The sequence below is a fragment of the Leucobacter iarius genome, from assembly GCF_039530105.1.
In the GTDB taxonomy this organism is placed as follows: Bacteria; Actinomycetota; Actinomycetes; order Actinomycetales; family Microbacteriaceae; genus Leucobacter; species Leucobacter iarius.
This window is the reverse complement of sequence record NZ_BAAAOB010000001.1, coordinates 726,637-747,733: the sequence shown is the minus strand read 5'-3', so window position 1 is coordinate 747,733 and position 21,097 is coordinate 726,637. Positions and strand designations below refer to the sequence as shown.

The 21,097-nt window shown below is 70.0% G+C and carries 16 protein-coding genes and 1 riboswitch; of the genes, 10 read left to right on the top strand and 6 right to left on the bottom strand.

Features of this window, described 5'->3' with window-relative positions; genetic code table 11:
* The first annotated feature begins 48 nt into the window (after positions 1-48).
* From ABD169_RS03270 to ABD169_RS03230, 9 genes are all read left to right on the top strand, one after another.
* A complete protein-coding gene (locus ABD169_RS03270) occupies positions 49-1,767 on the top strand; it encodes an amidohydrolase (RefSeq protein WP_344029243.1) in 1,719 nt (572 codons plus the stop codon).
* Entirely contained in the window at positions 1,764-3,398 is a 1,635-nt protein-coding gene (locus ABD169_RS03265) for an ABC transporter substrate-binding protein (protein ID WP_344029240.1), read from the top strand. Before ABD169_RS03270 ends, ABD169_RS03265 begins: the two co-directional genes overlap by 4 nt.
* Entirely contained in the window at positions 3,398-4,441 is a 1,044-nt protein-coding gene (locus ABD169_RS03260) for an ABC transporter permease (RefSeq protein ID WP_344029237.1), read from the top strand. Before ABD169_RS03265 ends, ABD169_RS03260 begins: the two co-directional genes overlap by 1 nt.
* Entirely contained in the window at positions 4,438-5,310 is an 873-nt protein-coding gene (locus tag ABD169_RS03255; protein ID WP_046454487.1) for an ABC transporter permease, read from the top strand. The genes ABD169_RS03260 and ABD169_RS03255 overlap by 4 nt, the downstream gene beginning before the upstream one ends.
* Positions 5,307-6,968, top strand: a complete 1,662-nt coding sequence (locus ABD169_RS03250; protein ID WP_344029233.1) for an ABC transporter ATP-binding protein — start codon at positions 5,307-5,309, stop codon at positions 6,966-6,968. The genes ABD169_RS03255 and ABD169_RS03250 overlap by 4 nt, the downstream gene beginning before the upstream one ends.
* Before the next feature lie 93 nt (positions 6,969-7,061).
* Positions 7,062-7,232: riboswitch (M-box (ykoK) riboswitch) on the top strand.
* Positions 7,233-7,545: 313 nt separating this feature from the next.
* The gene (mgtA, locus tag ABD169_RS03245) at positions 7,546-10,353 is read left to right on the top strand and encodes a magnesium-translocating P-type ATPase (protein WP_344029230.1); all 2,808 of its coding nucleotides are present in this window, start codon (positions 7,546-7,548) and stop codon (positions 10,351-10,353) included.
* A 12-nt stretch (positions 10,354-10,365) separates the two neighbouring features.
* Entirely contained in the window at positions 10,366-11,073 is a 708-nt protein-coding gene (locus ABD169_RS03240) for an MgtC/SapB family protein (RefSeq protein WP_344029227.1), read from the top strand.
* 88 nt (positions 11,074-11,161) lie between these two features.
* On the top strand, positions 11,162-11,716 hold the full coding sequence (locus tag ABD169_RS03235; RefSeq protein WP_344029224.1) for an HdeD family acid-resistance protein: 555 nt from the start codon (positions 11,162-11,164) through the stop codon (positions 11,714-11,716).
* Between the two features lie 73 nt (positions 11,717-11,789).
* Positions 11,790-12,374, top strand: a complete 585-nt coding sequence (locus ABD169_RS03230; RefSeq protein WP_344029222.1) for a peroxiredoxin — start codon at positions 11,790-11,792, stop codon at positions 12,372-12,374.
* 163 nt (positions 12,375-12,537) lie between these two features.
* On the opposite strand, the gene ABD169_RS03225 is transcribed toward ABD169_RS03230, so the two are convergent.
* The 4 genes from ABD169_RS03225 to ABD169_RS03210 form a co-directional block, all read right to left on the bottom strand.
* On the bottom strand, positions 12,538-12,924 hold the full coding sequence (locus ABD169_RS03225; RefSeq protein ID WP_344029218.1) for a DUF1304 domain-containing protein: 387 nt from the start codon (positions 12,922-12,924) through the stop codon (positions 12,538-12,540).
* A 58-nt stretch (positions 12,925-12,982) separates the two neighbouring features.
* Positions 12,983-13,783, bottom strand: coding sequence for an alpha/beta fold hydrolase (locus ABD169_RS03220; protein ID WP_344029215.1), 801 nt, complete (start codon positions 13,781-13,783; stop codon positions 12,983-12,985).
* 38 nt (positions 13,784-13,821) lie between these two features.
* Positions 13,822-14,931 (bottom strand): type I restriction endonuclease, encoded by a 1,110-nt coding sequence (locus ABD169_RS03215; protein WP_344029212.1) that lies wholly within the window; start codon positions 14,929-14,931, stop codon positions 13,822-13,824.
* A 91-nt stretch (positions 14,932-15,022) separates the two neighbouring features.
* Positions 15,023-15,496: a YybH family protein gene (locus ABD169_RS03210; RefSeq protein ID WP_344031622.1), complete on the bottom strand. Its 474-nt coding sequence runs from the start codon at positions 15,494-15,496 to the stop codon at positions 15,023-15,025.
* A gap of 426 nt (positions 15,497-15,922) precedes the next feature.
* On the opposite strand from ABD169_RS03210, the gene ABD169_RS03205 reads away from it, so the two are divergent.
* On the top strand, positions 15,923-17,548 hold the full coding sequence (locus tag ABD169_RS03205; RefSeq protein WP_344029209.1) for an ABC-F family ATP-binding cassette domain-containing protein: 1,626 nt from the start codon (positions 15,923-15,925) through the stop codon (positions 17,546-17,548).
* A gap of 655 nt (positions 17,549-18,203) precedes the next feature.
* Here the strand turns inward: ABD169_RS03205 and nrdF are convergent.
* Together nrdF and ABD169_RS03195 are read right to left on the bottom strand one after the other, a co-directional pair.
* Positions 18,204-19,172: a class 1b ribonucleoside-diphosphate reductase subunit beta gene (nrdF, locus tag ABD169_RS03200; protein WP_344029206.1), complete on the bottom strand. Its 969-nt coding sequence runs from the start codon at positions 19,170-19,172 to the stop codon at positions 18,204-18,206.
* Positions 19,173-19,424: 252 nt separating this feature from the next.
* Positions 19,425-20,930: a tail fiber protein gene (locus tag ABD169_RS03195; protein ID WP_344029203.1), complete on the bottom strand. Its 1,506-nt coding sequence runs from the start codon at positions 20,928-20,930 to the stop codon at positions 19,425-19,427.
* Between the last annotated feature and the right edge of the window lie 167 nt (positions 20,931-21,097).

Here is a 21,097-nt window from a genome sequence, read left to right as displayed (position 1 = left end):
CCTGCGTATGGTGCTGCTGAATCGACGACGATCAGCCCGGAGGACGCCATGCCCGAAACCGCAGCCAGCACCGACCAGCCGCAGAACGGACCGGGCTCCCCGCACGCCGAACTCGTGCTCGAGAACGGCTGGGTCTACACCGGCACCGATGCCGCGCCGCAGCGCGGCGGCATCGCGATCGCGGGCGGCCGGATCCTCGCGACCGACCCCGATGAGGTCGCCCGACTCGCCCCGCACGCCGACGAGCGCATCGACCTGGACGGCCGCCTCGTCGTCCCCGGCTTCCAGGACGCCCACGTGCATCCCGTCAGCGCCGGCGTTGAACTGCTCAGCTGCGACCTCAGCGGCTGCGACACGGCCGAGCAGACCGTCGAGACGATCCGCGCCTACGCCGAGGCCCACCCCGAGCTCGAGTGGATCCTCGGCGCCGGCTGGTCGATGGACATGTTCCCCGGCGGCACCCCCACCCGCGAGCTGCTCGACTCCGCGGTGCCCGACCGGCCCGCGCTGCTCGAGAACCGCGATCACCACGGCGCCTGGGTCAACTCCCGCGCGTTCGAGCTCGCCGGTGTCGACGCAGCGACCGAGGATCCCGCCGACGGCCGCCTCGAGCGCCGCCCGGACGGCACCCCCGCCGGCACCGTCCACGAGGGCGCGATGAACCTCTTCGATCACGTGCGTCCTCGGCCGACCGAGGACGCCGCCTACGCGGGTCTCCTCGCAGCGCAGGACCACCTGCTCTCGAACGGCATCACCGCGTGGCAGGACGCCGCGGTCGGAGTCTTCATGGGCAGCCTCGACACCCTGCCGATCTATCGCCGTGCGGTTCGCGAGGGCACCCTGGTGGTCCGCGTCCGCGGCGCCCAGTGGTGGGACCGCGCCAACGGCGAGGGCCAGCTCGCCGACGTGCTCGCGCGACGCGACGAGGTCGCGGCGGAGGCGGACCCCGACCGCTTCTCGATCGCGAGCGTCAAGGTCATGGTCGACGGCGTCGCCGAGAACCACACCGCCGCGATGCACGACGCGTACAAGGACCCGCACGGCCACGCCACGAGCAACCGCGGCATCTCGTTCTTCGACCCGGCCGAGATGGCCGAGTTCGTCACCGAGCTCGACGCGAACGGCGTGCAGGTCCACTTCCACGCGCTCGGCGACCGCGCCGTGACCGACGCGCTGGACGCGCTCGAGGCGGCCCGCTCGGCGAACGGCGAGACCGACAACCGCCACCACCTCGCGCACCTGCAGCTCGTGCGGCAGGCCGACCTGCCCCGCTTCGCCGAGCTCGGCGCGACCGCCAACCTGCAGGCGCTCTGGGCCTGCCATGAGGATCAGCTCGACGAGCTCACCCTGCCGTTCTTGCGCGACGACGCGGAGCGCGACCACTACCCCTTCGGCGAGCTGGCCGCTGCCGGCGCGCAGCTCGCCGCCGGCAGCGACTGGTCGGTGTCGACGCCCGACCCGATCGCGGCGATCCACATCGCGGTGAACCGACGTTCTCCCGGATCCGAGCTGCCGCAGCTCGGCCCCGACTCGCAGAAGCTCACCCTGAAGCAGGCCCTCGACGCCTACACGCAGGGCACTGCACGGGTGAACCACCTCGACCACGCGACCGGAACGCTCGAGCCCGGCAAGTACGCCGACTTCGCGATCCTCGACCGCAACCTGTTCGAGCTGCCCGAGGCCGGGCTGCACGCGGCGCGGATCGACGAGACCTGGATCGACGGCACGCGCCGCTTCCGCCGCGCAGCGGACGGGGCGGTCGCGTGAGGCGGCGGCTGAGCCGCGCGATCGCCGGGGCCGGCGTCGCGGCGGTCGCGCTCGCCGCGCTCACGGGATGCGGGCAGAGCGCGGTCGGCGATCAGGCCGGCAGCTACGAACTCACCGCGCACACCCCGGCGCCGAAGGGCGACATCGACTCGGTCACGTGGGCGCTCGCGACCGAGCCGTTCTCGCTCGATCCGGCCTACGCCTTCGACTACTCCGACAACACGGTGCTCGCGAACATGTGCGAATCGCTGCTGCGCTGGAACTCCGACCTCTCGGTCTCGCCCGGGCTCGCGACGAAGGTCGACCACCCGGACCCGCAGACGTGGGTCTACACGATCCGGCAGGGCGTGAAGTTCCACGACGGCAGCACCATGCAGCCGAGCGACGTCGTGTTCTCGCTCAAGCACCACCTCGACCCCGAGGTCGGATCCTTTTGGTTCGACACCTACAAGAACGTGGACTCGATCAGCCAGACGAGCACCGATCAGGTCACGGTGCACACGAAGATCCCCGATCCCTCGTTCAACAAGCTGATGTCCGCCGCGCCCGGCGTGGTGTTCTCGGAGAAGGCCGCGAAGGCGGCCGGACGCGACTACGGCAACGCCTCCACGGGCGTCGACTGCACGGGCCCCTTCGCGTTCAAGGAGTGGCGCTCGGGCGAATCCATCACGATGGAGCGCTTCGCCGACTACTGGGATCCGGAGTACCGGGCGAAGGCGAAGCAGTTCCAGTTCGTGATCCTCAACGATCCCAATGCGCGCGTGAACGCGCTGCGCACGGGTGAGATCGACGGCTCCTGGCAGGTGCCGACGAACGCCATCGACCTGATGCGGGCGAGCGACACCGGGAAGATGTACTTCGGCGTCAACACGACCGTGCAGAGCCTCATCGTCGGCGACATGCAGGGCCCGCTCGGCGACCTGCGGGTGCGCAAGGCGCTTGCGCTTGCGCTCGACCGGCAGGCGCTCATCAAGGCCGCGGTGCAGGGCTACGCGAAGCCCACCGACGCGCTGACCACGAAGTCGGTCTGGACCGACGCGAGCCCCGAGACGATCACGCAGGCGTTCGACGATCTGCCGAAGCTCCAGTACGACCTGGCCGAGGCGAAGCGCCTCGTCAAGGAAGCCGGCGCCGAGGGCAAGAAGATCACCTACGTGACCGCTCCGATCGATTCCTCCTTCGACGTGATCTCGCAGGCCGTCGCCTCGGCGGGCAAGGAGATCGGCCTCGACATCCGCATCGAGACCCGCACCCCGAACGCCTACACGCTGCTGTTCTCCGACCCGAACGCGATCAAGGGCGTCGACCTGTTCACCACCCAGTGGTACCTCTCGAGCACCGACCCGCTCGAGATGTACGCGGTGCTCCGCACCGGCGAGTTCTCGAACTACGGGCACTGGTCGGATCCGGCCTTCGATGCGCTCACCAACCGGGCCCTCGTCACCGACGACGCCGGGGAGCGCTCGAAGATCTCGGCGCAGGTGCAGCGGCTCGCCTCCGAGCAACTGCCGTGGATCCCGCTGTTCGAGATCCCCACGGGCCTGTGGCTCGGCAAGAAGGTCACGGGCGTCGACCCGTCGATCTCCTACATGTACGCGCCGTGGGCGGCGAAGATCGGAAAGGCGGACTGATGCCGCAATCGCAGACCTCCGAGACGGCGACCCGCGCCGTCCGGCTCCGTGAGACGTCGAGCGGGCAACGCGGATCCGGCACCGCCGCCCGCACGGCGAAGTTCATCGCAGGCCGCGTCGTCGGCCTCGCGGCCACGCTCTTCGCCGCCTCGCTCGTCGTCTTCTTCTCCCGCTTCGTCGTACCGGGCGACCCCGCCCGCTTCCTGCTCCGCGGCCGCAGCCCGAGCAAGGAGGCCATCGCTGAGGTGACGAAGCAGTACGGCCTCGACAAGTCGCCCGTCGAGCAGTACCTGAACTGGATCGGCGGCGTGCTGCACGGCGACTTCGGCCGCTCCCTGCAGTACCGGGACGCCGTCTCGAACGTGCTGCTCGACCGCCTGCCGGTCACGCTGCAACTCGTCGCGCTCGCGGCCGTGTTCATCACCGTGTTCGGTCTCGCGGCGGGCATCATCGCGAGCCTGCGCCGCGGCCGCTTCACCGACCGCGCGATCCTCATCTCGTCGACCGCGCTGGGCGCGATCCCGTCGTTCGTGATCGCGATCCTGCTGATCGCGCTGTTCGCGGTGCAGTTGGGCTGGTTCCCGTCGTTCGGCAGCGGGGATCCCGGCATCGACCGCTTCGGGCACCTCGTGCTCCCCGCGCTCGCGCTGGGTCTCGCGTTCGTCGCGCTCATCGCCCGCGTCACCCGCTCCTCGATGAACGAGCAGTTCGTGCGCGAGCACGTCGAGGTGGCGACGAGCCGGGGCCTCACGAAGCCCTCGGTGGTGCTGCGGCACGTGCTGCGCAACGCGATCAGCCCGATCCTGCTGGTCAGCGGCGTGCTCGTCGCCGGCCTCCTCGTGTCGAGCTCGATCGTCGAGCAGACCTTCGGCCTCTCGGGCATCGGATCACTGCTCGTGCAGTCGGTCGACCGCCTCGACTTCCCCGTCGTGCAGGCCATCGTCATGATCGTCGTCATCGCCTTCGTGACGGTGAACACGATCGTCGACCTCCTCCAGCCGCTGATCGATCCGCGCATCGCCGCGGGAACGGAGACCCGATGAGCACCGCACCTCTCACCGGAACGCGGGCGCTCACGGTGCCCGTCAAACTGAAGCGCCGCCGCCTGCTGACCCCCGTCGGCCAGGTCTCGCTCGGCTTCGTCGCGCTCGTGGTCGTCGCGGCCGCGCTCGCCCCGCTGATCGCGCCCTACGATCCCGACCACGTCGATCTGCAGAACGTGCTCGCCGGCCCGTCGGCGGCGCACTGGTTCGGCACCGACTCCCTCGGACGCGACCTGCTCACGCGCCTGCTGTTCGGCGCGCGCACCTCGCTGATCGGACCGCTCATCGTGGTCGTCGGCTCGACCGTGCTCGGTCTCGTGCTCGGCCTCGTCGCCGCGTGGCGCGGCGGCTGGATCGACGCCGTGCTGTCGCGCGTGTTCGACTTCCTGTTCTCGTTCCCCGCGATGCTGCTCGCGATCCTCGCGGTCGCACTGTTCGGCAAGGGCCTGTTCGCGCCGGTGCTCGCCATGACCATCGCCTACGTGCCCTACGTCGCCCGGCTCGCCCGCGGCCTCATCGTCGCCGAGCGCGCCCGCCCCTACGTGCAGGCCTACCGGGTGCTCGGGTTCCGCAGCAGCTGGATCGCGTTCACGCGCGTGCTGCCCAACGTGGTGCCGACCGTCGGCGCCCAGTCCACCCTCAACTTCGGCTACGTGCTCGCCGATCTCGCCGCGCTGTCGTTCATCGGCCTCGGCGTGCAGGCGCCCACCGCCGACTGGGGCTCCATGATCAACGAGAGCCGCGGCGCGCTCATGAGCGGCGACCTGCTGCCCACGTTCGTCCCGGCGCTCGTCGTGGTGCTCGTGGTCGTCGCGATCAACGTGATCGGCGAAGAACTGTCCGACCGCATCGGAGGCAACTTCTCATGACCGAACTGCTGCAGATCGACGATCTGACCCTGCGCGTCCCCGGCCGCGGGCCGCTGCTGCACGGCGTCTCGCTCTCCGTCGGCGCCGGCGAGGCCGTCGCCCTCGTGGGCGAGTCCGGATCGGGCAAATCGCTCACCACCCGGGCCGCGCTCGGCCTGTTCCCCGAACGCGCGAGCCTCACCGGTTCGGTGCGGGTCGACGGCGTCGACACCGTCACGGCCGATGCGGCGGCGCTCCGTCGGATCCGACGCGTCAAGGCGTCGATGATCTTCCAGGATCCCCGCTCCGGCATCAACCCCGTGCGCACCGTCGGCGACTTCCTCACCGAGACCCTCGTACGCTGGCACGGCCTCTCGAAGGCCGACGCCGCCGCGCGAGCGGTCGCCCAGCTGGAGCAGGTCGGGCTCCCCCGGGCGGCCGCGCTGCTCGACCAGTACCCGCACCAGCTCTCCGGCGGCATGCTGCAGCGCGTCATGATCGCCGCCGCGCTGCTCGACGAACCCGAGCTGCTGCTCTGCGACGAACCCACCACGGCCCTCGACGTGACCACGCAGGCCGGCATCGTCGAACTGCTGCGCGAGCAGCAGCAGGCTCGCGGCATGGGCATGCTGTTCATCACGCACGACCTCGGCCTCGCGGCCTCGCTCTGCGAGCGCGTCGTGGTGCTGCGCGGCGGGCTCGTGGTCGAGGAGGGATCGACCGCCGACGTGTTCCGGGAGCCGCGCGAGACCTACACGCGCGAGCTGCTCGCGGCCACGCCCCGCATCGACCTCGACCGCTTCGGCGACGCGGTCGGCGCAGCGGGCGGGGCGGGATCCTCGGCTTCCTCGGACGCCCCGGGCATCCCGGGTCCCGGCGGCCCCGTCCCCGAGATCGTCGCCGACGGCATCGTCAAGCGCTACCGGATCCCCGGCCGCGACGACGTCGTCGCTCTCGACGGAGTGAGCTTCTCGCTCGAGCGCGGCGGATCCCTCGGCATCGTCGGCGAGTCCGGTTCGGGCAAATCGACGCTGGCCCGGATCCTCGTCGGCCTCGAAGAAGCCACCGAGGGCGAGCTCACCATCGACGGCGTCGCCCGCCCGAAGCGGCCGCTCAACGCCGCCGAGCGCCGCCGCTTCGCCGCAACCACGCAGATGGTGTTCCAGGATCCCTACCTGTCGCTCGACCCCCGCATCGCGGTCGGCCGCGCCGTCTCCGATGTGATCCGCCTGCACCGCGGACAGAACCGCGCCGACGCCGAACGCACGGCGACCGAACTGCTCGGCCGCGTCGGGATCCTCCCCGAGCACCTCGCCTCCCGCCCCAAGGGGCTCTCCGGCGGACAGCGGCAGCGCGTCGCGCTCGCGAAGGCGCTCGCAGCGGAGCCCTCGATGCTCGTGCTCGACGAGGCGACGAGCGCGCTCGACGTGTCGGTGCAGGCGCAGGTGCTGACCCTGGTCGAGGAGGTGCGCGACCAGTTCGGTCTCACGATCGTGTTCGTCTCGCACGACCTCGCGGTCGTGTCGCGCATCTGCGAGCACGCCCTCGTGATGCAGCGCGGCGTCGCCGTCGAGCAAGGCCGCACGGCCCGTATCCTCGGCGCCCCGCAGGATCCCTACACGGTGCAGCTGCTCGAATCGCGGCCGCAGCCGCTCTGGGAGCGGGAGCACGCGGCGTAGGAGTCGCCGAAGGCGCGGTCCGAGGGGCGCGATCCGGACGTCGTGAGCGACGCCGGGTTGCGCCCCTCGTGCGCTCGGGGCTACTCTGTCGGCGTAGCGCTTCGTTCGGCGAGGCTCCTGCGTGAACACAGTCCGCTCATCCCACGACGTCGAGAGACGCCCAGGCTGAGGACAGGCCTTCCCGGCTTAAGGGTCGGCCCCAAGCGGATTCCGAACTCTTCGGATACGTCACGCAGTGCCAAAGCTCTGACGTGGGGGTGTTTGCTCGGAACCATCGGTTCCGGCCCGCTCGATCTGTCGAGCGCTGCCGAACCGAGGAGGTGACCCGTGAGCGACGGCCATAGTCGATCTGCCGACCCGCACGGCGCCGCCTCCGAGCGCCTCCCCGGATCCCGCCCCGCCGCACAGGCCTAGGCGCGGTTCCCCTCCGGCGCCGGAACTCCTCCCGAGTCCGGCCCCCGCCGTGCGGATCGAGCGAGACGACCTCGTTCCCCTCTCGTTCCGACGCTGCCCCCGGGCATGCCGTGCTTCGGCGTGCCCGCGATGAGCCGCGTCCGCGTGCAAAGGACCGCACATCATGACCTTCCGCATCGATCCGACTCCGACGGATCAGACCCCCATCATCAGCCCCGGCCAGGAGGCCGGCACCACCCGCACCGACGTGCGCCCCGCGGCCCCGGCCCGGCCCGGGAAGCCCCGCCGCACCGCGCGTCGCGGCCGCGCCGCCGACGCCCAGGTCGACACCCGCCTGCTCGCGCAGGCCATGACCGCGACGCCGAAGGCCGCGCTGCGGCTCGTCGACGCCGACCGCCACGGGCTCACGCCCGACGAGGTCGCCGAGCGGCTCGACCGCTTCGGCCCGAACGAGGTGCGGCACTCGCGGCGCCTGCCGCCGATCCTGCAGTACCTCAAGACCCTCACCAACCCCTTCATCCTGATCCTCATCGGGCTCGCCTCGATCATGTTCGTCACCGACGTCGTGCTCGCCGACCCGACGGAGGGACCCGACTTCACGGGCGTGGTGACGATCGGCATCATGGTGCTCGTCAGCTCGGGCCTGCGCTTCTGGCAGGAGTACCGCTCGGGCCGCTCCGCCGACAAGCTCGCCGCGCTCGTCAGCACCACGGCCGCCGTCACCCGGCTCGTGGGCGGTGTTCCCGTCACGGGCGAGCGCCCCATCGAGCAGATCGTGCCCGGCGACATCGTCGAGCTCGCGGCCGGCGACATGCTGCCCGCCGACGTGCGGCTGATCCGCACGAAGGACCTGCAGGTGAACCAGGCGATGCTCACGGGCGAAGCGCTGCCCGTCGAGAAGCGCGCGGAGGCGGCTCCTGATCCGAGCGATCCCCTGCAGGCCGAGAACCTCGGCTTCATGGGCACCTCGGTCGTGTCGGGATCCGGCACCGCGCTCGTGCTGCAGACCGGCGACCGCACCGCGTTCGGCGGCCTCGCGGCCTCGATCCAGGGCGCGCGTCCGCAGACCGCGTTCGACCGCGGCATCTCGAAGGTCACCTGGACCCTGATCCGCTTCATGGCGGTCGTGGTGCCCGCCGTGTTCATCATCAACGGGCTCACGAAGGACTGGGGCAGCGCGTTCCTGTTCGCTGTCGTCACGGCGGTGGGCCTCACCCCCGAGATGCTGCCGCTCGTCGTCACCGCCAACCTCGCGAAGGGCGCGCAGCTCATGGCGAAGCACCGCGTCATCGTGAAGCGGCTCCCCGCGATCCAGGATCTCGGCGCGATGGACGTACTCGCGACCGACAAGACGGGCACGCTCACCGAGGATCGGATCGTGCTCGAGCGGCACCTCGACACCGCCGGGCGCTCGAGCGACCGCACGCTCGGCTGGGCGACGGTGAACGCGCACTTCCAGACGGGCCTGCGCAATCTGCTCGACGAGGCGATCCTGCGCGCCGCCGGCGACGACCTCGACCGCTCGGTCGGCCGGTTCCAGCTGATCGACGAGATGCCGTTCGACTTCGCCCGCCGACGCATGTCGGTGGTCGTGGCCGACCGGGACCAGCACACCGTGGTCACGAAGGGTGCGGTCGAGGAGATCCTGCGGATCGCCGAGTGGGAGCTCGTGCAGGGCGAGCGGCGCCCGCTGAGCGATGAGCGGCGCGCCGAGATCGACGCGCTCGTCGCCGAGCAGAACGCGCTCGGCATGCGCGTGCTCGGCGTCGCGATCCGCGAGGTGCCCGTCACCGAGGCGCAGGGCGACATCTTCGAGTACGCCGTGACGGACGAGCGCGAGATGACGCTCGTGGGGCTCCTCACGTTCCTCGATCCGCCGAAGAGCTCGGCGAAGCCCGCGCTGCGCAGCCTCGCCGCGCACGGCATCGACGTCAAGGTGATCACGGGCGACAACCCGCTGGTCGCCGCGACCGTGTGCCGCGAGGTCGGCATCGACGCGACGCACGTCGTGCTCGGCGAGGAGACCGAGGACCTCACGCTCGAGGAGCTCGGCGAGCTGGCCGAGCGCACCCACGTGTTCGCGAAGGCGAACCCGGCGCAGAAGGCGCGCATCATCGAGGCCATGCGCGAGCACGGCCACACGGTCGGCTACCTGGGCGACGGAATCAACGACGCCCCGGCGCTGCGCACCGCCGACGTCGGCATCTCGGTCGATACGGCCGTGGACATCGCGAAGGAGTCGGCCGACATCATCCTGCTCGAGAAGGACCTCACGGTGCTCGAGGACGGGGTGATCGAGGGCCGCCGCACCTTCGTGAACACGATGAAGTACCTCAAGATGACCGCATCGTCGAACTTCGGCAACGTGTTCTCGGTGCTCGTCGCGAGCGCGATGCTGCCGTTCCTGCCGATGATCCCGATCGTCGCGCTGATCCAGAACCTCGCCTACGACCTGTCGATGCTCACGCTCGCGTGGGATCGCGTCGACCGCGAGCAGGTGCGCAAGCCCCGCGTGTGGGAGGCCGACAGCCTCGCCAAGTTCATGGTGCGGATCGGACCGCTGTCGTCGATCTTCGACCTCACGACCTACGCGCTCATGTGGTTCGTCTTCGCGGCGAACAGCCCCGCGCACGCCGCGCTGTTCCAGTCCGGCTGGTTCATCGAGTCGATCATCTCGCAGACCCTGATCGTGCACCTGCTGCGCACCCAGCGGCTGCCGTTCGCCGGACTCTTCGGACGACGCACCGGCGGTGCTCCCGGCTCGCGCCCCGGCACCGCGCTGCTCATCGCGACGTTCGCCGTCTGCGTGTTCGGGCTCGTGCTGCCCTTCACCGGGTTCGGGGCGACGTTCGGGCTCGTGCCACTGCCCTGGACCTACTTCCCCTGGCTCGTCGGCACCCTCGTCGCCTACTGCCTCGTGGTGGAGTTCGCGAAGCGCCGCTTCGTGCGCCGCTTCGGTGTCTGGATCTGAGCGGAGCCGCGCATGGATCCCGTCGATCTCGCACTGCGGATCTCGGTGGGCCTCGGCCTCGGTGCGGCGATCGGGCTGGAACGCCAGCTCCGATCCCGCACCGCGGGCGTGCGCACCAACGCGCTCGTCAGCCTCGGGGCCGCGCTCTTCGTGATCATGGGGGCGTTCAGCTTCGACGGGGCCGGGGCCGACCCCACGCGGGTGGCCGCCCAGATCGTCTCCGGCATCGGCTTCCTCGGTGCCGGCGTGATCATGAAGCAGGGCGCCTCCGTGTCGGGGCTGAACACCGCAGCCACGCTCTGGGCGTCGGCCGCGGTGGGCGCCCTCGCCGGCGGCGGGCTCCTGCTCGTCGCCGTCGGCGGCACCGCCGCGATCATGCTCTCGAACACGCTGCTGCGCCCGCTCGGCCGCCTGCTCGACCGCCGCGGCGAGCGCGCCCTCGAATCGGTCGCGACGGAATACGTGTTCGTCGTGCGCTCGGTCGCCGCGGCCGAGGTGTCGGTACGCTCCGCGGTGGTGCGGGCGCTGCAGCGGCCCGAATTCACCGTGCACTCGCTCGAGGCCAGCGACCTGAGCGACAGGCAGGTGGAGCTCACCGCGCGCATGACCGCGCTGGAGCGCAACGACGGCTTCCTCGAGGAGGCCATCGCCGACGTCGTCCCGATCGCCGAGGTCACCTCGGTGCGGTGGCACGCGACCGAGCTGCGCGGGGAGGACTGATCCCGACCGTTCCGCGGCCCGCGAACTGCGGGCCGCGGCTCAGGCTCCGCCGCTAGGCTCGGCAGCAGAACGAGCAGGGAGGCCCGCTATGACCTGGGAAGTGGTACCGGAGAGCACGGGACCGCGCGTCGAGACGCGTCGATTCCCCTGGTGGATCCTGCTCGTCGTGGGCATTCTCGTGACCGCGGCCGGCGTCGGCCTGCTGTTCTGGCCGTTCATCGCGGCCAGCTGGTTCCTTGTGGTCGTGCTCGGCTCGGCGCTCATCGCGAACGGCCTCGCGATCCTCGTGCGGCGCCCTTCGGGCGGCGCCGTCGCGGCGGGGATCGTGCTCGTCGCGGGCGGCGTGCTCGCGATGGTCTTCTCCGACTTCACGGTGACGGCCCTCGTCACATTCGTCGGCGTCTCGGTGCTGTTCGTCGGCGCGTTCTGGCTGATCCTCGCGATCCGGGCCGGCGGCCGCAGCGGGCTCGTGCTCATGCCGGCCATCCTCGCGATCCTCGCCGGAGTCGTCACGCTCGTCTGGCCCGATTTCGCGCTGAAGTTCGTCGCCGTCATCGCCGGCATCTTCACCCTGTTCATCGGAATCTCGCTGATCCTCTCGGCGACCGCGCTGCGCAGGCTGCTCGCCACCGGCACCCGCTGACCGCTCCGATCCACCTGATCGGCCCGATCCACCTGATCCGCCCGTTCCCCGCCCGCAGCGAAGGATGTCGACGATGACCGACCCGCTCACCGATTTCACCAGCCTCCCCGAGGGGCTGCCCGTGCCCGAGGACGACGGTGCCGCGGCGCACCTCCTGGGCGCGGCCCTGCCGCCGCTCGCCCTCCACACAAGCTCGTGCGAGACGGTCGCGCTGCAGGATCTCGGCCCCGGCCGCACGGTGATCTACCTGTACCCGATGACCGGTCGCCCCGGCGTCGCGCTGCCCGACGGCTGGGACGAGATCCCCGGCGCGCGCGGCTGCTCGACCGAGGCGTGCGACTTCCGCGACCATCACGCCGAGCTCGTCGAGGCGGGAGCGGCGCGGGTGTTCGGGCTGTCGAGTCAGGATCCCGGCTACCAGCGGGAGGCCGCCGAGCGGCTGCGCCTGCCGTTCCCCATGCTCTCCGATCCCGAGTTCGACCTCGGCGAGGCGCTCGATCTGCCGACGTTCGCGGCGCCGCCGCACCCGCGCCTCTACTCGCGGCTCACGCTCATCGTGCGCGATGGACGCATCGAGCACGTCTTCTATCCCGTGTTCCCGCCGAACGAGCACGCGCAGCAGGTGCTGGGCTGGCTGCGGGAGCACCCTCTGGCGTAGGTGCGGCGCGCGCCGCGCGCCCCGTACGCATCGTGCGCAACCGGCGCATCGAGAGGACCGGATTCCACCTCCGGGGAGTCCCACCCGGTGGAATCGGGTCCTCTCGATGCCGGACCCCGGGGGCTCGGAGGGCCCGGGGGCCCGGGGGCCCGGACCCCCGGGATCAGCCCGCGAGGAGCCCGATCGCGAGGACGACGACCGCGAGCAGCGGGATCGTGCCCTGCTTGATCGCGGCAGCGCGCTTGCCGGGCGACGACACGAACAGCACGAGCGCTGCGGCGAGCATCGATCCGACGCCGGCGAACACCAGCGCGTGGCCGACCGCGCCCGCGGGCGCGACCAGGATGATGCCGAGCGCCGTGACGATCGCGAGGAACAGGTTGTAGAAGCCCTGGTTGAAGGCGAGCTCCTTCGTCGCCTCGGCCTCCTCGGGCGTCGTGCCGAAGGTCTTCAGCGCTGCCGGCTTCGTCCAGAGCACCGATTCGAGCGCGAAGATGTAGACGTGCAGCAGCGCCGCGATGGCGGCGAGCACGAGTCCGGCGATGATCATGGTGTCTCCCGTTTCGCGTCCGATTCTGAACCGAGACTACTCCCGCCGCGGCCGACGATCAGTCGTCGAGGCCGCGCCGCAGGAACTCGATGCCGAGCTCGCGGAACTGGCGCGCTCCGGGAGCGTTGAAGTGGTGGCGCTTGTCGATCTCGGCGAAGGTGCCGTTCGGCAGCCGCGCGGCGAGCTGCTTCGAGTCCTCGAAGATCGCGTCGAGGGTGCCCGTCGCGACGAGCACGGGCTGGATCGGGGCGTTGCCGAGGTCGAGCTCCTCCTCGCCGAAGCGCATGCCGCCGGCGAGGGCGACGAGCGCCGGGAGGCTGTTCTCGGGCACCCGCTCCGCGAGCCGCACATAGTTCTGCGTCGCCTGGTCGGTGACCGGGGTGCCGAACGCGATGTAGGCGCGGGCCTGGTCGAGGTCCAGACGGCCGAGCGGGCGACCGTCGGGGATCCCGCCGAGCACGGCCCGTTCGATGCGATGCTCGAGGTCGGCGCAGACGTGCCACCCCACCCGCGCGCCGAGCGAGTACCCGAGGTACAGCACCGGGTCGACCATGTAGGTGTCGAGCACCGTCTCGATGTCGCTGACGAGCAGCGGCATCGTGTAGTCGCGCGGATCGGTCGGCTTCTCGCTGCGGCCGTGCCCGCGCTGGTCGACGCCGAGCACCCGGAACCCGGCCTGCAGCAGGCTCCCCACCCAGCCGGTGTCGACCCAGGTGTCCTTGCAGCTCGACGCGAAACCGTGCACCGCGATCACGGTCGGCGCCTCATCGTCGCCCCACACATAGGTCGCGATGCGATAGCCCTCCTGCGACATCACGTACAGGGGTTCGGGCACCTCGGGGAACTGCAGATTGGGCATCCGTCTATTCTGCCGCGCCGAGCGGCTCGCGCACGACGTCAGTCGTAATAGTGGACCGTCTCCCGAATGTGGTCCGCGTGCAGATAGATCTCCTCCAGCGAGGCGATCGGGTGCCGCGTCTCGTTCTTCTCCCGATCGAACAGGCCCAGGTACTTCTGCCCGCTGTTGAACCACAGGCGAGCGATCGGCTTCCGGTTGTTGTCGTCGAGCAGCACGCCGAAATAGGACTTGTTATCGCGGTGGGCGATCCTGGTCGGCGGTACCTCACTGCACGCGATCGCACGCAGGATCTGGAACCCCTCGACCTCTTCGAGCGTGGTCTCGATCCCGTCCCGGGCTTTCCCGTCGGCTTCGGCACCCGCATCTTCGCGGGGGTTGGCTGCAACCAGCTCCTGCGATTCCTCGTCCGCCACCGACAGCTCCGAGGCTCCCCGCAGGGCGGCACGAAGGCGGTCGTTGACCCGGTCGTTCAAGAATTGGTTCGAGGCCTTGACCACGAGTCCGGTGAACTGGTCGCGTACCTTCTGCGTGATCGATCCGCTGTACACCTTGGCCGTCAGCATGCGCACCCAGTCCGCGTCGGGTGCGAGGAACTGCGCGGCCAGCGCCCGCTTCAACTCCCCGACATATTTGAGTTCCTCCGCAGAACTCAGAATCGATTCGAGGTCGAAATCCTCTCGGGTGAGCTTCTTGAGCTCCGACGAAAGGGCTTCGTCGAAATCAGAGACTTTGACGACGAGAAACGGCTTCTCGTCCATCTTGTTCGGCGCGTCGAGATCGGTGTAGAACCGGTACTCGTCTCCATTGGTGAGTACCGCGATCCTCGCGTTCGTCACTGCGAAGTAGCGGAACAGCTGGGACGCATGCTTCAGGGAAAGCGGTGCACCGACCGTCTTGCACTCCACGAGGATCTGGACTTCCCCGTCCCGAGTGATCGCGTAGTCGACCTTCTCGCCCCGCTTCGTCCCGACGTCCGCGGTGAACTCGGGGACCACCTCGTTCGGGTTGAAGACGTCATATCCGAGCACCATCGAGAGGAACGGCATGACGAAAGCGTTCTTCGTCGCTTCCTCGGTCTCGATCGCGCCCTTCTGCTGCTTCAGCTTCGACGCCAGATTCAGAACGCGTTCGGTAATTTCGACGGACATGAGGCTCCTTTGACTCATCTATCTCATTACGAGGTGAGCCTACCGAGTGGTATTGCGATCCGCATAGCCTTTCGTCGGCGGATCCGTCCGGTCACCCCGCGACGGAGCCGAGCGGCTCGCGCACATCCTCGTGGATGTGCGCGATGGTGAGCGCGCCGTCCGCGCCTCGGGTGAGCACCGCCGTGTTGCGCGAGCGCTCGGGCGAGACCGGGCGACCGTTCGCGTCCTCCGCGTCGACGCGCAGCCACCACGTCGCGACGATCGTGCCCCCGACCGGGCGGGCCTCGATCGACTCGACGACGAGCGCCGTCTCGGTGACCGGGTTCGCGGCCGGAGCGGCGGGAACGGCCGAATCGGCCGGCGCACCCGAACCGGATCCGCGTCGGGCGCGCAGCGCCTGCAGCTCGTCCATGCCGTGCACGAGCGCATCCTCCGACGAGTCGAACATGGTCAGCTCGGGCGACAGCAGCGCATCGATCGCGGACGTGTCGCGGCGCAGATACCCCGCGTACATCGTCTCGACGAGCGCCAGTACTTCGGCGGCGGAATCGGTCAGGGGCTCCATCGGCACTGCGGGTCCTCACGTCGGGTGGTCGGCCGCCGAGCAGCGCGCGGCCCCGATCCATCGTAGTGAGCACCGGCCAGACGGCCGGCGGCACAGCGCGGGGTTCCCCTCCGCGACTCATCCTGTTAGAGTCCCGGACGTGGGCACTCTGATTCGCTAGATCTGGACGCTGCGTCGAGCCCTGCTCCGCAGCGGGTCCTGAGCGCGCGCCGTTCCCCGGCGCCCGAGGTCCGGATCCGATCCCGCATCTGCGATGCGCTTCCCCGCGCGACTCTTCCGTCGCGCGCAGAGGAGTCCCCCATGTTCCCGTCCCCGTCTCCTGTTCATTCCCCGTCCCCGGTCCGCTCCGCGGCCCGACCGCAAGCCGCGCGCAGCCACCGGGTCTGCGAGCTCCGATCCGCGACGGTCCGCTTCGCGGATCGGGTCGTGCTCGACCGGGTCGATCTCGTCGTCGGCCCGACCGCCAGGATCGCCCTGGTCGGCGACAACGGCGCCGGCAAGTCCACCCTGCTCAGGCTGCTCTCGGGCGCTGTCCGCCCGGTCGCCGGCGAGGCCCGAGTCGTCCTCCCCGGCGGTCTCGCGCACGCCGCGCAGGATCCCCGCTTCCCCGCCGGGTCCACGGTCGCGCAGGCGATCGATCTGCTGCTCGCCGATCTGCGGGCGGTCGAGGCCGAGATCCAACACGTGTCGGATCGCCTCGCGGTGGTCGGCCCGGACGCGCAGTTGGCGCTGCTCGACCGGCTCGGCGAACTGATCGATCGCTTCGAGGCCCGCGATGGCCACGACGTCGATCTGCGGGTCGACGCCGGGCTCCAGCAGCTCGGCCTCGGGCGACTCGACCGCGGCAGGCCGGTCGCGTCGCTCTCGGGCGGCGAACGCGCGCGCCTCGCCCTCGCGGCGGCGCTCGCCTCGCGGGCCGAGCTGCTGCTGCTCGACGAGCCCACGAACGACCTCGACAACCAGGCGCTCGCCTGGCTCGAAGGCCGGCTCGCCGCGCACCGCGGTGCGATGGTGGTCGCGACCCACGACCGGACGTTCCTGGATCGCTTCGCCGAGGACATCATCCAGGTCCGTAGCGGTGGCCTGAGCCGCTCCGGCAACGGGTACGCCGGGTACCTCGCAGCGCGCGCCACCGAGCGTCGCCGCCAGGCCGAGCGGCACGAGGAGTGGCGATCGGAGCTCGCCCGCAGCGAGGCGCTCGTCGCCGCGAACGCCTCACGCCTCGCGGCGATCCCGCGCAAGCTCGAGCTCGACGGCTTCGGCCACGGGGCCTTCCGGGCGCGGAGCCGCGACCACGGCGCGATGGGTCGGATCCGCATGGCCAAGGAGCGCGTCGCCCGACTGCGCGCCGAACCCGTCGCGCCGCCGCCCGAGCCGCTGCGCTTCGATCCGGGCTTCGCGCGGACCGCGGAGGAGCGCGCAGAGGATCCGACGGGCGACACCCGCCTCACCGAGCAGGCGCTACTGGTGCTGAACGGGATCCGGTGCACCACCGGCGCCGCCCTGCGGGTGGACGACTGGACGATCCGCAGGGGCGACCGCTGGCTCGTGACCGGCCCGAACGGCGCCGGGAAGACGACGCTGCTGCGCGTGCTTGCCGGGGATCTCGCACCGGATGCGGGCACGCTCGCGCGAGCCGAGGGGCTCCGCGTCGCATGGCTCCGGCAGGACGTCGCCCCGGCTCCGTCGCTGCCGGTCGTCGAGTGCTTCGCCCGGGCGGTCGGGCTGCATCGGGAGGATGCCGCCGCGCGGCTCGGCGCGTTCGGGCTGCTGTCCGAGGCGGAGTTCGACCGCGCGGTGCGCGAGCTCTCGGTGGGGCAGCGCCGCCGCCTCGACCTCGCGATCATGCTGGCGACCCCGAGCGAGCTGATCCTGCTCGATGAGCCGACGAACCACCTCGCCCCCGAACTCGTCGAGCAGCTCGAGGACGCGCTCGAAGCCTCCCCGGGCGCGGTCGTGACTGTCACGCACGACCGCCGGTGGATCGGGCGCGCGAGCGGATCCTCGCGGGTGCGGGTGACGAGCGGCGGGGTCGCCACTTCCAATAGGTAGCAGAGCCCATCATCTCAGCCAGGCCCCGCGGAAGTTCCAGTGCGAGCACGAATCAGGTCAGCAGAATCGAACCTTTTCACGAGTGCGTCCATGCCTCAGTTCACTGACAGGCGATCCATCACGTTTGCTCATCCAGCGGAATCCGGCGTAGACTTCGGGAACGTCCCTCCGGCATCGTCGGAGCCTCACGATACAGAAAGACCTCCGCCCTTGGGACGGAGGCCTTGCTGCTGGAATCAGGAATTAGGCAGCCACACCCATATCTTCCTGGACCAATTCGCGGTACGCGCATTCGCCTTTGCGGTCGATGCACGGAGGGAACGTAGCACCCAGATGGTGGTGGGTTACCACTCCATACTGGTCCGACCACGTACCGGCGACGGGGACGCGCTGCCCCGTCTTGTAGAGCCCATCAGGGCCCAGGGGAGGGTGACTTTTCATGCTGTCGCCCCTTCCTCCCACACGGAGTATCTCTCCTAGCGGTGGGTCTTGAAAGCGAGGAGAGGCCTTCGCGCAAACGCGAGAGCCTCTCCTCGAAGTTTTTACGAACGTGCCCGACAGGCATGCCAAAACCCGCATCGTGGCTCCCGCCCCGAAACACAGACTTAGACATACCGGTCCCTCGTACTCCCGTTCGACCGCCACCCGTTCGGGATCAGAAGTCCCAGTCCTCGTCCTCGGTGGCGACGGCCTTGCCGATGACGTACGAGGAGCCCGAGCCCGAGAAGAAGTCGTGGTTCTCGTCGGCGTTCGGCGACAGCGCCGACAGGATCGCCGGGTTCACGTCGGTCATCTCCTTCGGGAACATCGGCTCGTAGCCGAGGTTCATGAGCGCCTTGTTCGCGTTGTAGTGCAGGAACTTCTTGACGTCCTCGGTGAGACCCACCGGATCGTAGAGGTCGGCGGTGTACTTGACCTCGTTCTCGTACAGTTCGTACATGAGCGAGAAGGTGTAATCCTTGAGCTCCTGGCGGCGCTCCTCGCTCGCGTTCTCGAGCGCCTTCTGGAACTTGTACCCGATGTAGTAGCCGTGCACGGCCTCGTCGCGGATGATGAGGCGGATGAGGTCGGCCGTGTTGGTGAGCTTGGCGTGGCTCGACCAGTACATGGGCAGGTAGAAGCCCGAGTAGAACAGGAACGACTCGAGCAGCGTCGAAGCGATCTTGCGCTTCAGCGGGTCGTCGCCCTCGTAGTAGTCGACGATGATCGACGCCTTCTTCTGCAGGTTCGGGTTCTCGACCGACCAGCGGAACGCGTCGTCGATCTCCTGCGTGGAGCACAGCGTCGAGAAGATCGACGAGTAGCTCTTGGCGTGCACCGACTCCATGAACGCGATGTTCGTGTAGACGGCCTCCTCGTGCGGGGTGATCGCGTCGGGGATCAGCGACACCGCACCGACCGTGCCCTGGATCGTGTCGAGCAGCGTGAGACCGGTGAACACGCGCATGGTGAGCAGCTGCTCCTGCGGCGTGAGCGTCGCCCACGACTGCACGTCGTTCGACAGCGGCACCTTCTCGGGCAGCCAGAAGTTGTTGACCAGGCGGTTCCAGACCTCGAGGTCCTTCTCGTCCTCGATCCGGTTCCAGTTGATCGCCCGAACGGCGTGCCCCAGCTTGAAGTTCATCGGCTCCCTTTGCTCACTATCGATTCGCACCTCGGGTCGCCCGGTGCACGCGCGCACACGCGCGTTCCTGAGGACGGGGACGACCCTGCGCCGCGGTGATCCGCGAGCCTCGAACGAGGCTCGCGGATCACCGACTGGCTCCATCAAATAGTAGCGGTTCGCGACACCGGGCGGGGGCGCGACACAGCGACGAAATACCTACATCTTGTGGCGGAGGGCAGGATCGACCGCAATATCCTGTGTCGCGGCGATTCAATCGCGGCTCGGGAACAGCCCCGCCGTGCACATGTAGTACGCCATGTTGTTCGGCGCGACCTTCCGCATGTCCGGCAGCTGGAAGTACGTCTGCCCGTTCCCTCCGAAGCGGGTTCCGATCAGGGCGTACAGCGCCTGATTCTGCACGAGGCTCATGACCTGCCCCTCGAGCGGAATCCCGTTGCTGACCGAGGCTGCGCTCAGGATGATCTGCCCCATCGTGCACTCCTCACCGCTGTGCCCGGCCGCGAACCCGGTGTCCCGATTGCCGAAGAGCGCCGAGAGCTCGTTGTTGCCCGCGGGACCCTGAAGCCCCGGCATGCCCTGCGGGCCGGTGGGACCGGTCGCCCCCGGGGCTCCGGTCGATCCGGCCGCCGCGAGCACGGCCCACGCGCTCGTGTCGGTCGGCAGCAGCGCGGAGAACGCGCCCGGCTTGGTCGCGATGTAGGTGGCTCCCTGATAGGTCACGACGCTCGCGGGAGTCGTGCCCGTGTAGGTCACGGCCGGATCGAACGCCCCGCGGAAGGTCCACGGTGTCGCACCGTCCTGACCGGCGACACCGGTCGCACCGATGGCGCCGGTGAGGCCGACCACACCCTGCACGCCCTGGATTCCCTGGACACCCTGCAGCCCCTGCTCACCGGTATCGCCCTTGTCGCCCTTGTCGCCCTTCGCACCCGCGGCGGCGACGAGGATCCAGTCCGAGGGAGAGACGGCGGGCGCGGCTGCGACGGAGGAGCGGGCAGCGACGTAGGTCGAGCCCTGGTAGGCGACGAGCGATGCCGGAGGGCCGGCGGTGTAGGTGGCCGTCGCCGACCACTCCCCGACCGTCGCCCACGGCGTATCGCCGGTGTCGCCCTTCGCACCCTGAATGCCCTGGATCCCTTGCAGGCCGGGGTCTCCCTTGTCGCCCTTCGCACCGGGGGCCCCGGCGACGCCGGGATCGCCCTTCTCCCCCTGGACACCCTGGACGCCGGGGTCTCCCTTGTCACCCTTCGCGCCGGGAGCTCCGGCCTGGCCCGGCGCGCCGTCCTTGCCCGCGGCTCCCGGCGTACCGGTCTGGCCGGTGGCTCCGGTGCGGCCCGGCGCCCCCGTCGCTCCCGGCGCTCCGGCCGTTCCCGGGGCTCCGGTCGCCCCGGGCGTTCCTGCGACGCCCGGGGTTCCGGCCGCTCCCGGGGTTCCGGATTCTCCGGCCTTCCCGGCTTCGCCCGGCTTGCCGGTCGGCCCCGGTTTGCCGGCGTCGCCCTTCTCGCCCGTCGCGCCGGCCTTGCCGGCCTCGGCCTCGCTCGTTTGCCAGACCACGGGCACGGTCCCGCTTCCGCAGGCGCCGCCCGCGGAACTCAGTTCCAGGGTGCCCTCGCTCGCATCGAGACACCCCTGCAGCGCGGCCCCCGCGCGCACGGTGTTCGCCTGCATCAGCCCGGTCGCAGCGAATGCGCCACCGCCCCCGGCCAATAGCGCGACCAGCGCGCACGTGATCAGCGTCTTCGTCGACCCGTTCATATCTCCCCCAGTGCAGACGCCGGAACGCGGCACGGATCGTGCGGCGGGCGCGAAGAATGAGCGTACTGCCAAAGTTGATTGAACAGTGAACCAATTTGCGCACCAGTTTGCGCACCCGACGCGGTCGGGCGTACAGACGCCGACGGCGGGCGGTCACCGTGGGGTGA

Coding starts and splice junctions, on each gene's coding strand:
- mgtA (WP_344029230.1), top strand. CDS start 7,546: ATGACCTTCCGCATCGATCCGACTCCGACGGATCAGACCCCCATCATC.
- ABD169_RS03250 (WP_344029233.1), top strand. CDS start 5,307: ATGACCGAACTGCTGCAGATCGACGATCTGACCCTGCGCGTCCCCGGC.
- ABD169_RS03195 (WP_344029203.1), bottom strand. CDS start 20,930: ATGAACGGGTCGACGAAGACGCTGATCACGTGCGCGCTGGTCGCGCTA.
- ABD169_RS03230 (WP_344029222.1), top strand. CDS start 11,790: ATGACCGACCCGCTCACCGATTTCACCAGCCTCCCCGAGGGGCTGCCC.
- ABD169_RS03220 (WP_344029215.1), bottom strand. CDS start 13,783: ATGCCCAATCTGCAGTTCCCCGAGGTGCCCGAACCCCTGTACGTGATG.
- ABD169_RS03235 (WP_344029224.1), top strand. CDS start 11,162: ATGACCTGGGAAGTGGTACCGGAGAGCACGGGACCGCGCGTCGAGACG.
- ABD169_RS03240 (WP_344029227.1), top strand. CDS start 10,366: ATGGATCCCGTCGATCTCGCACTGCGGATCTCGGTGGGCCTCGGCCTC.
- ABD169_RS03255 (WP_046454487.1), top strand. CDS start 4,438: ATGAGCACCGCACCTCTCACCGGAACGCGGGCGCTCACGGTGCCCGTC.
- ABD169_RS03225 (WP_344029218.1), bottom strand. CDS start 12,924: ATGATCATCGCCGGACTCGTGCTCGCCGCCATCGCGGCGCTGCTGCAC.
- ABD169_RS03260 (WP_344029237.1), top strand. CDS start 3,398: ATGCCGCAATCGCAGACCTCCGAGACGGCGACCCGCGCCGTCCGGCTC.
- ABD169_RS03215 (WP_344029212.1), bottom strand. CDS start 14,931: ATGTCCGTCGAAATTACCGAACGCGTTCTGAATCTGGCGTCGAAGCTG.
- ABD169_RS03270 (WP_344029243.1), top strand. CDS start 49: ATGCCCGAAACCGCAGCCAGCACCGACCAGCCGCAGAACGGACCGGGC.
- nrdF (WP_344029206.1), bottom strand. CDS start 19,172: ATGAACTTCAAGCTGGGGCACGCCGTTCGGGCGATCAACTGGAACCGG.
- ABD169_RS03210 (WP_344031622.1), bottom strand. CDS start 15,496: ATGGAGCCCCTGACCGATTCCGCCGCCGAAGTACTGGCGCTCGTCGAG.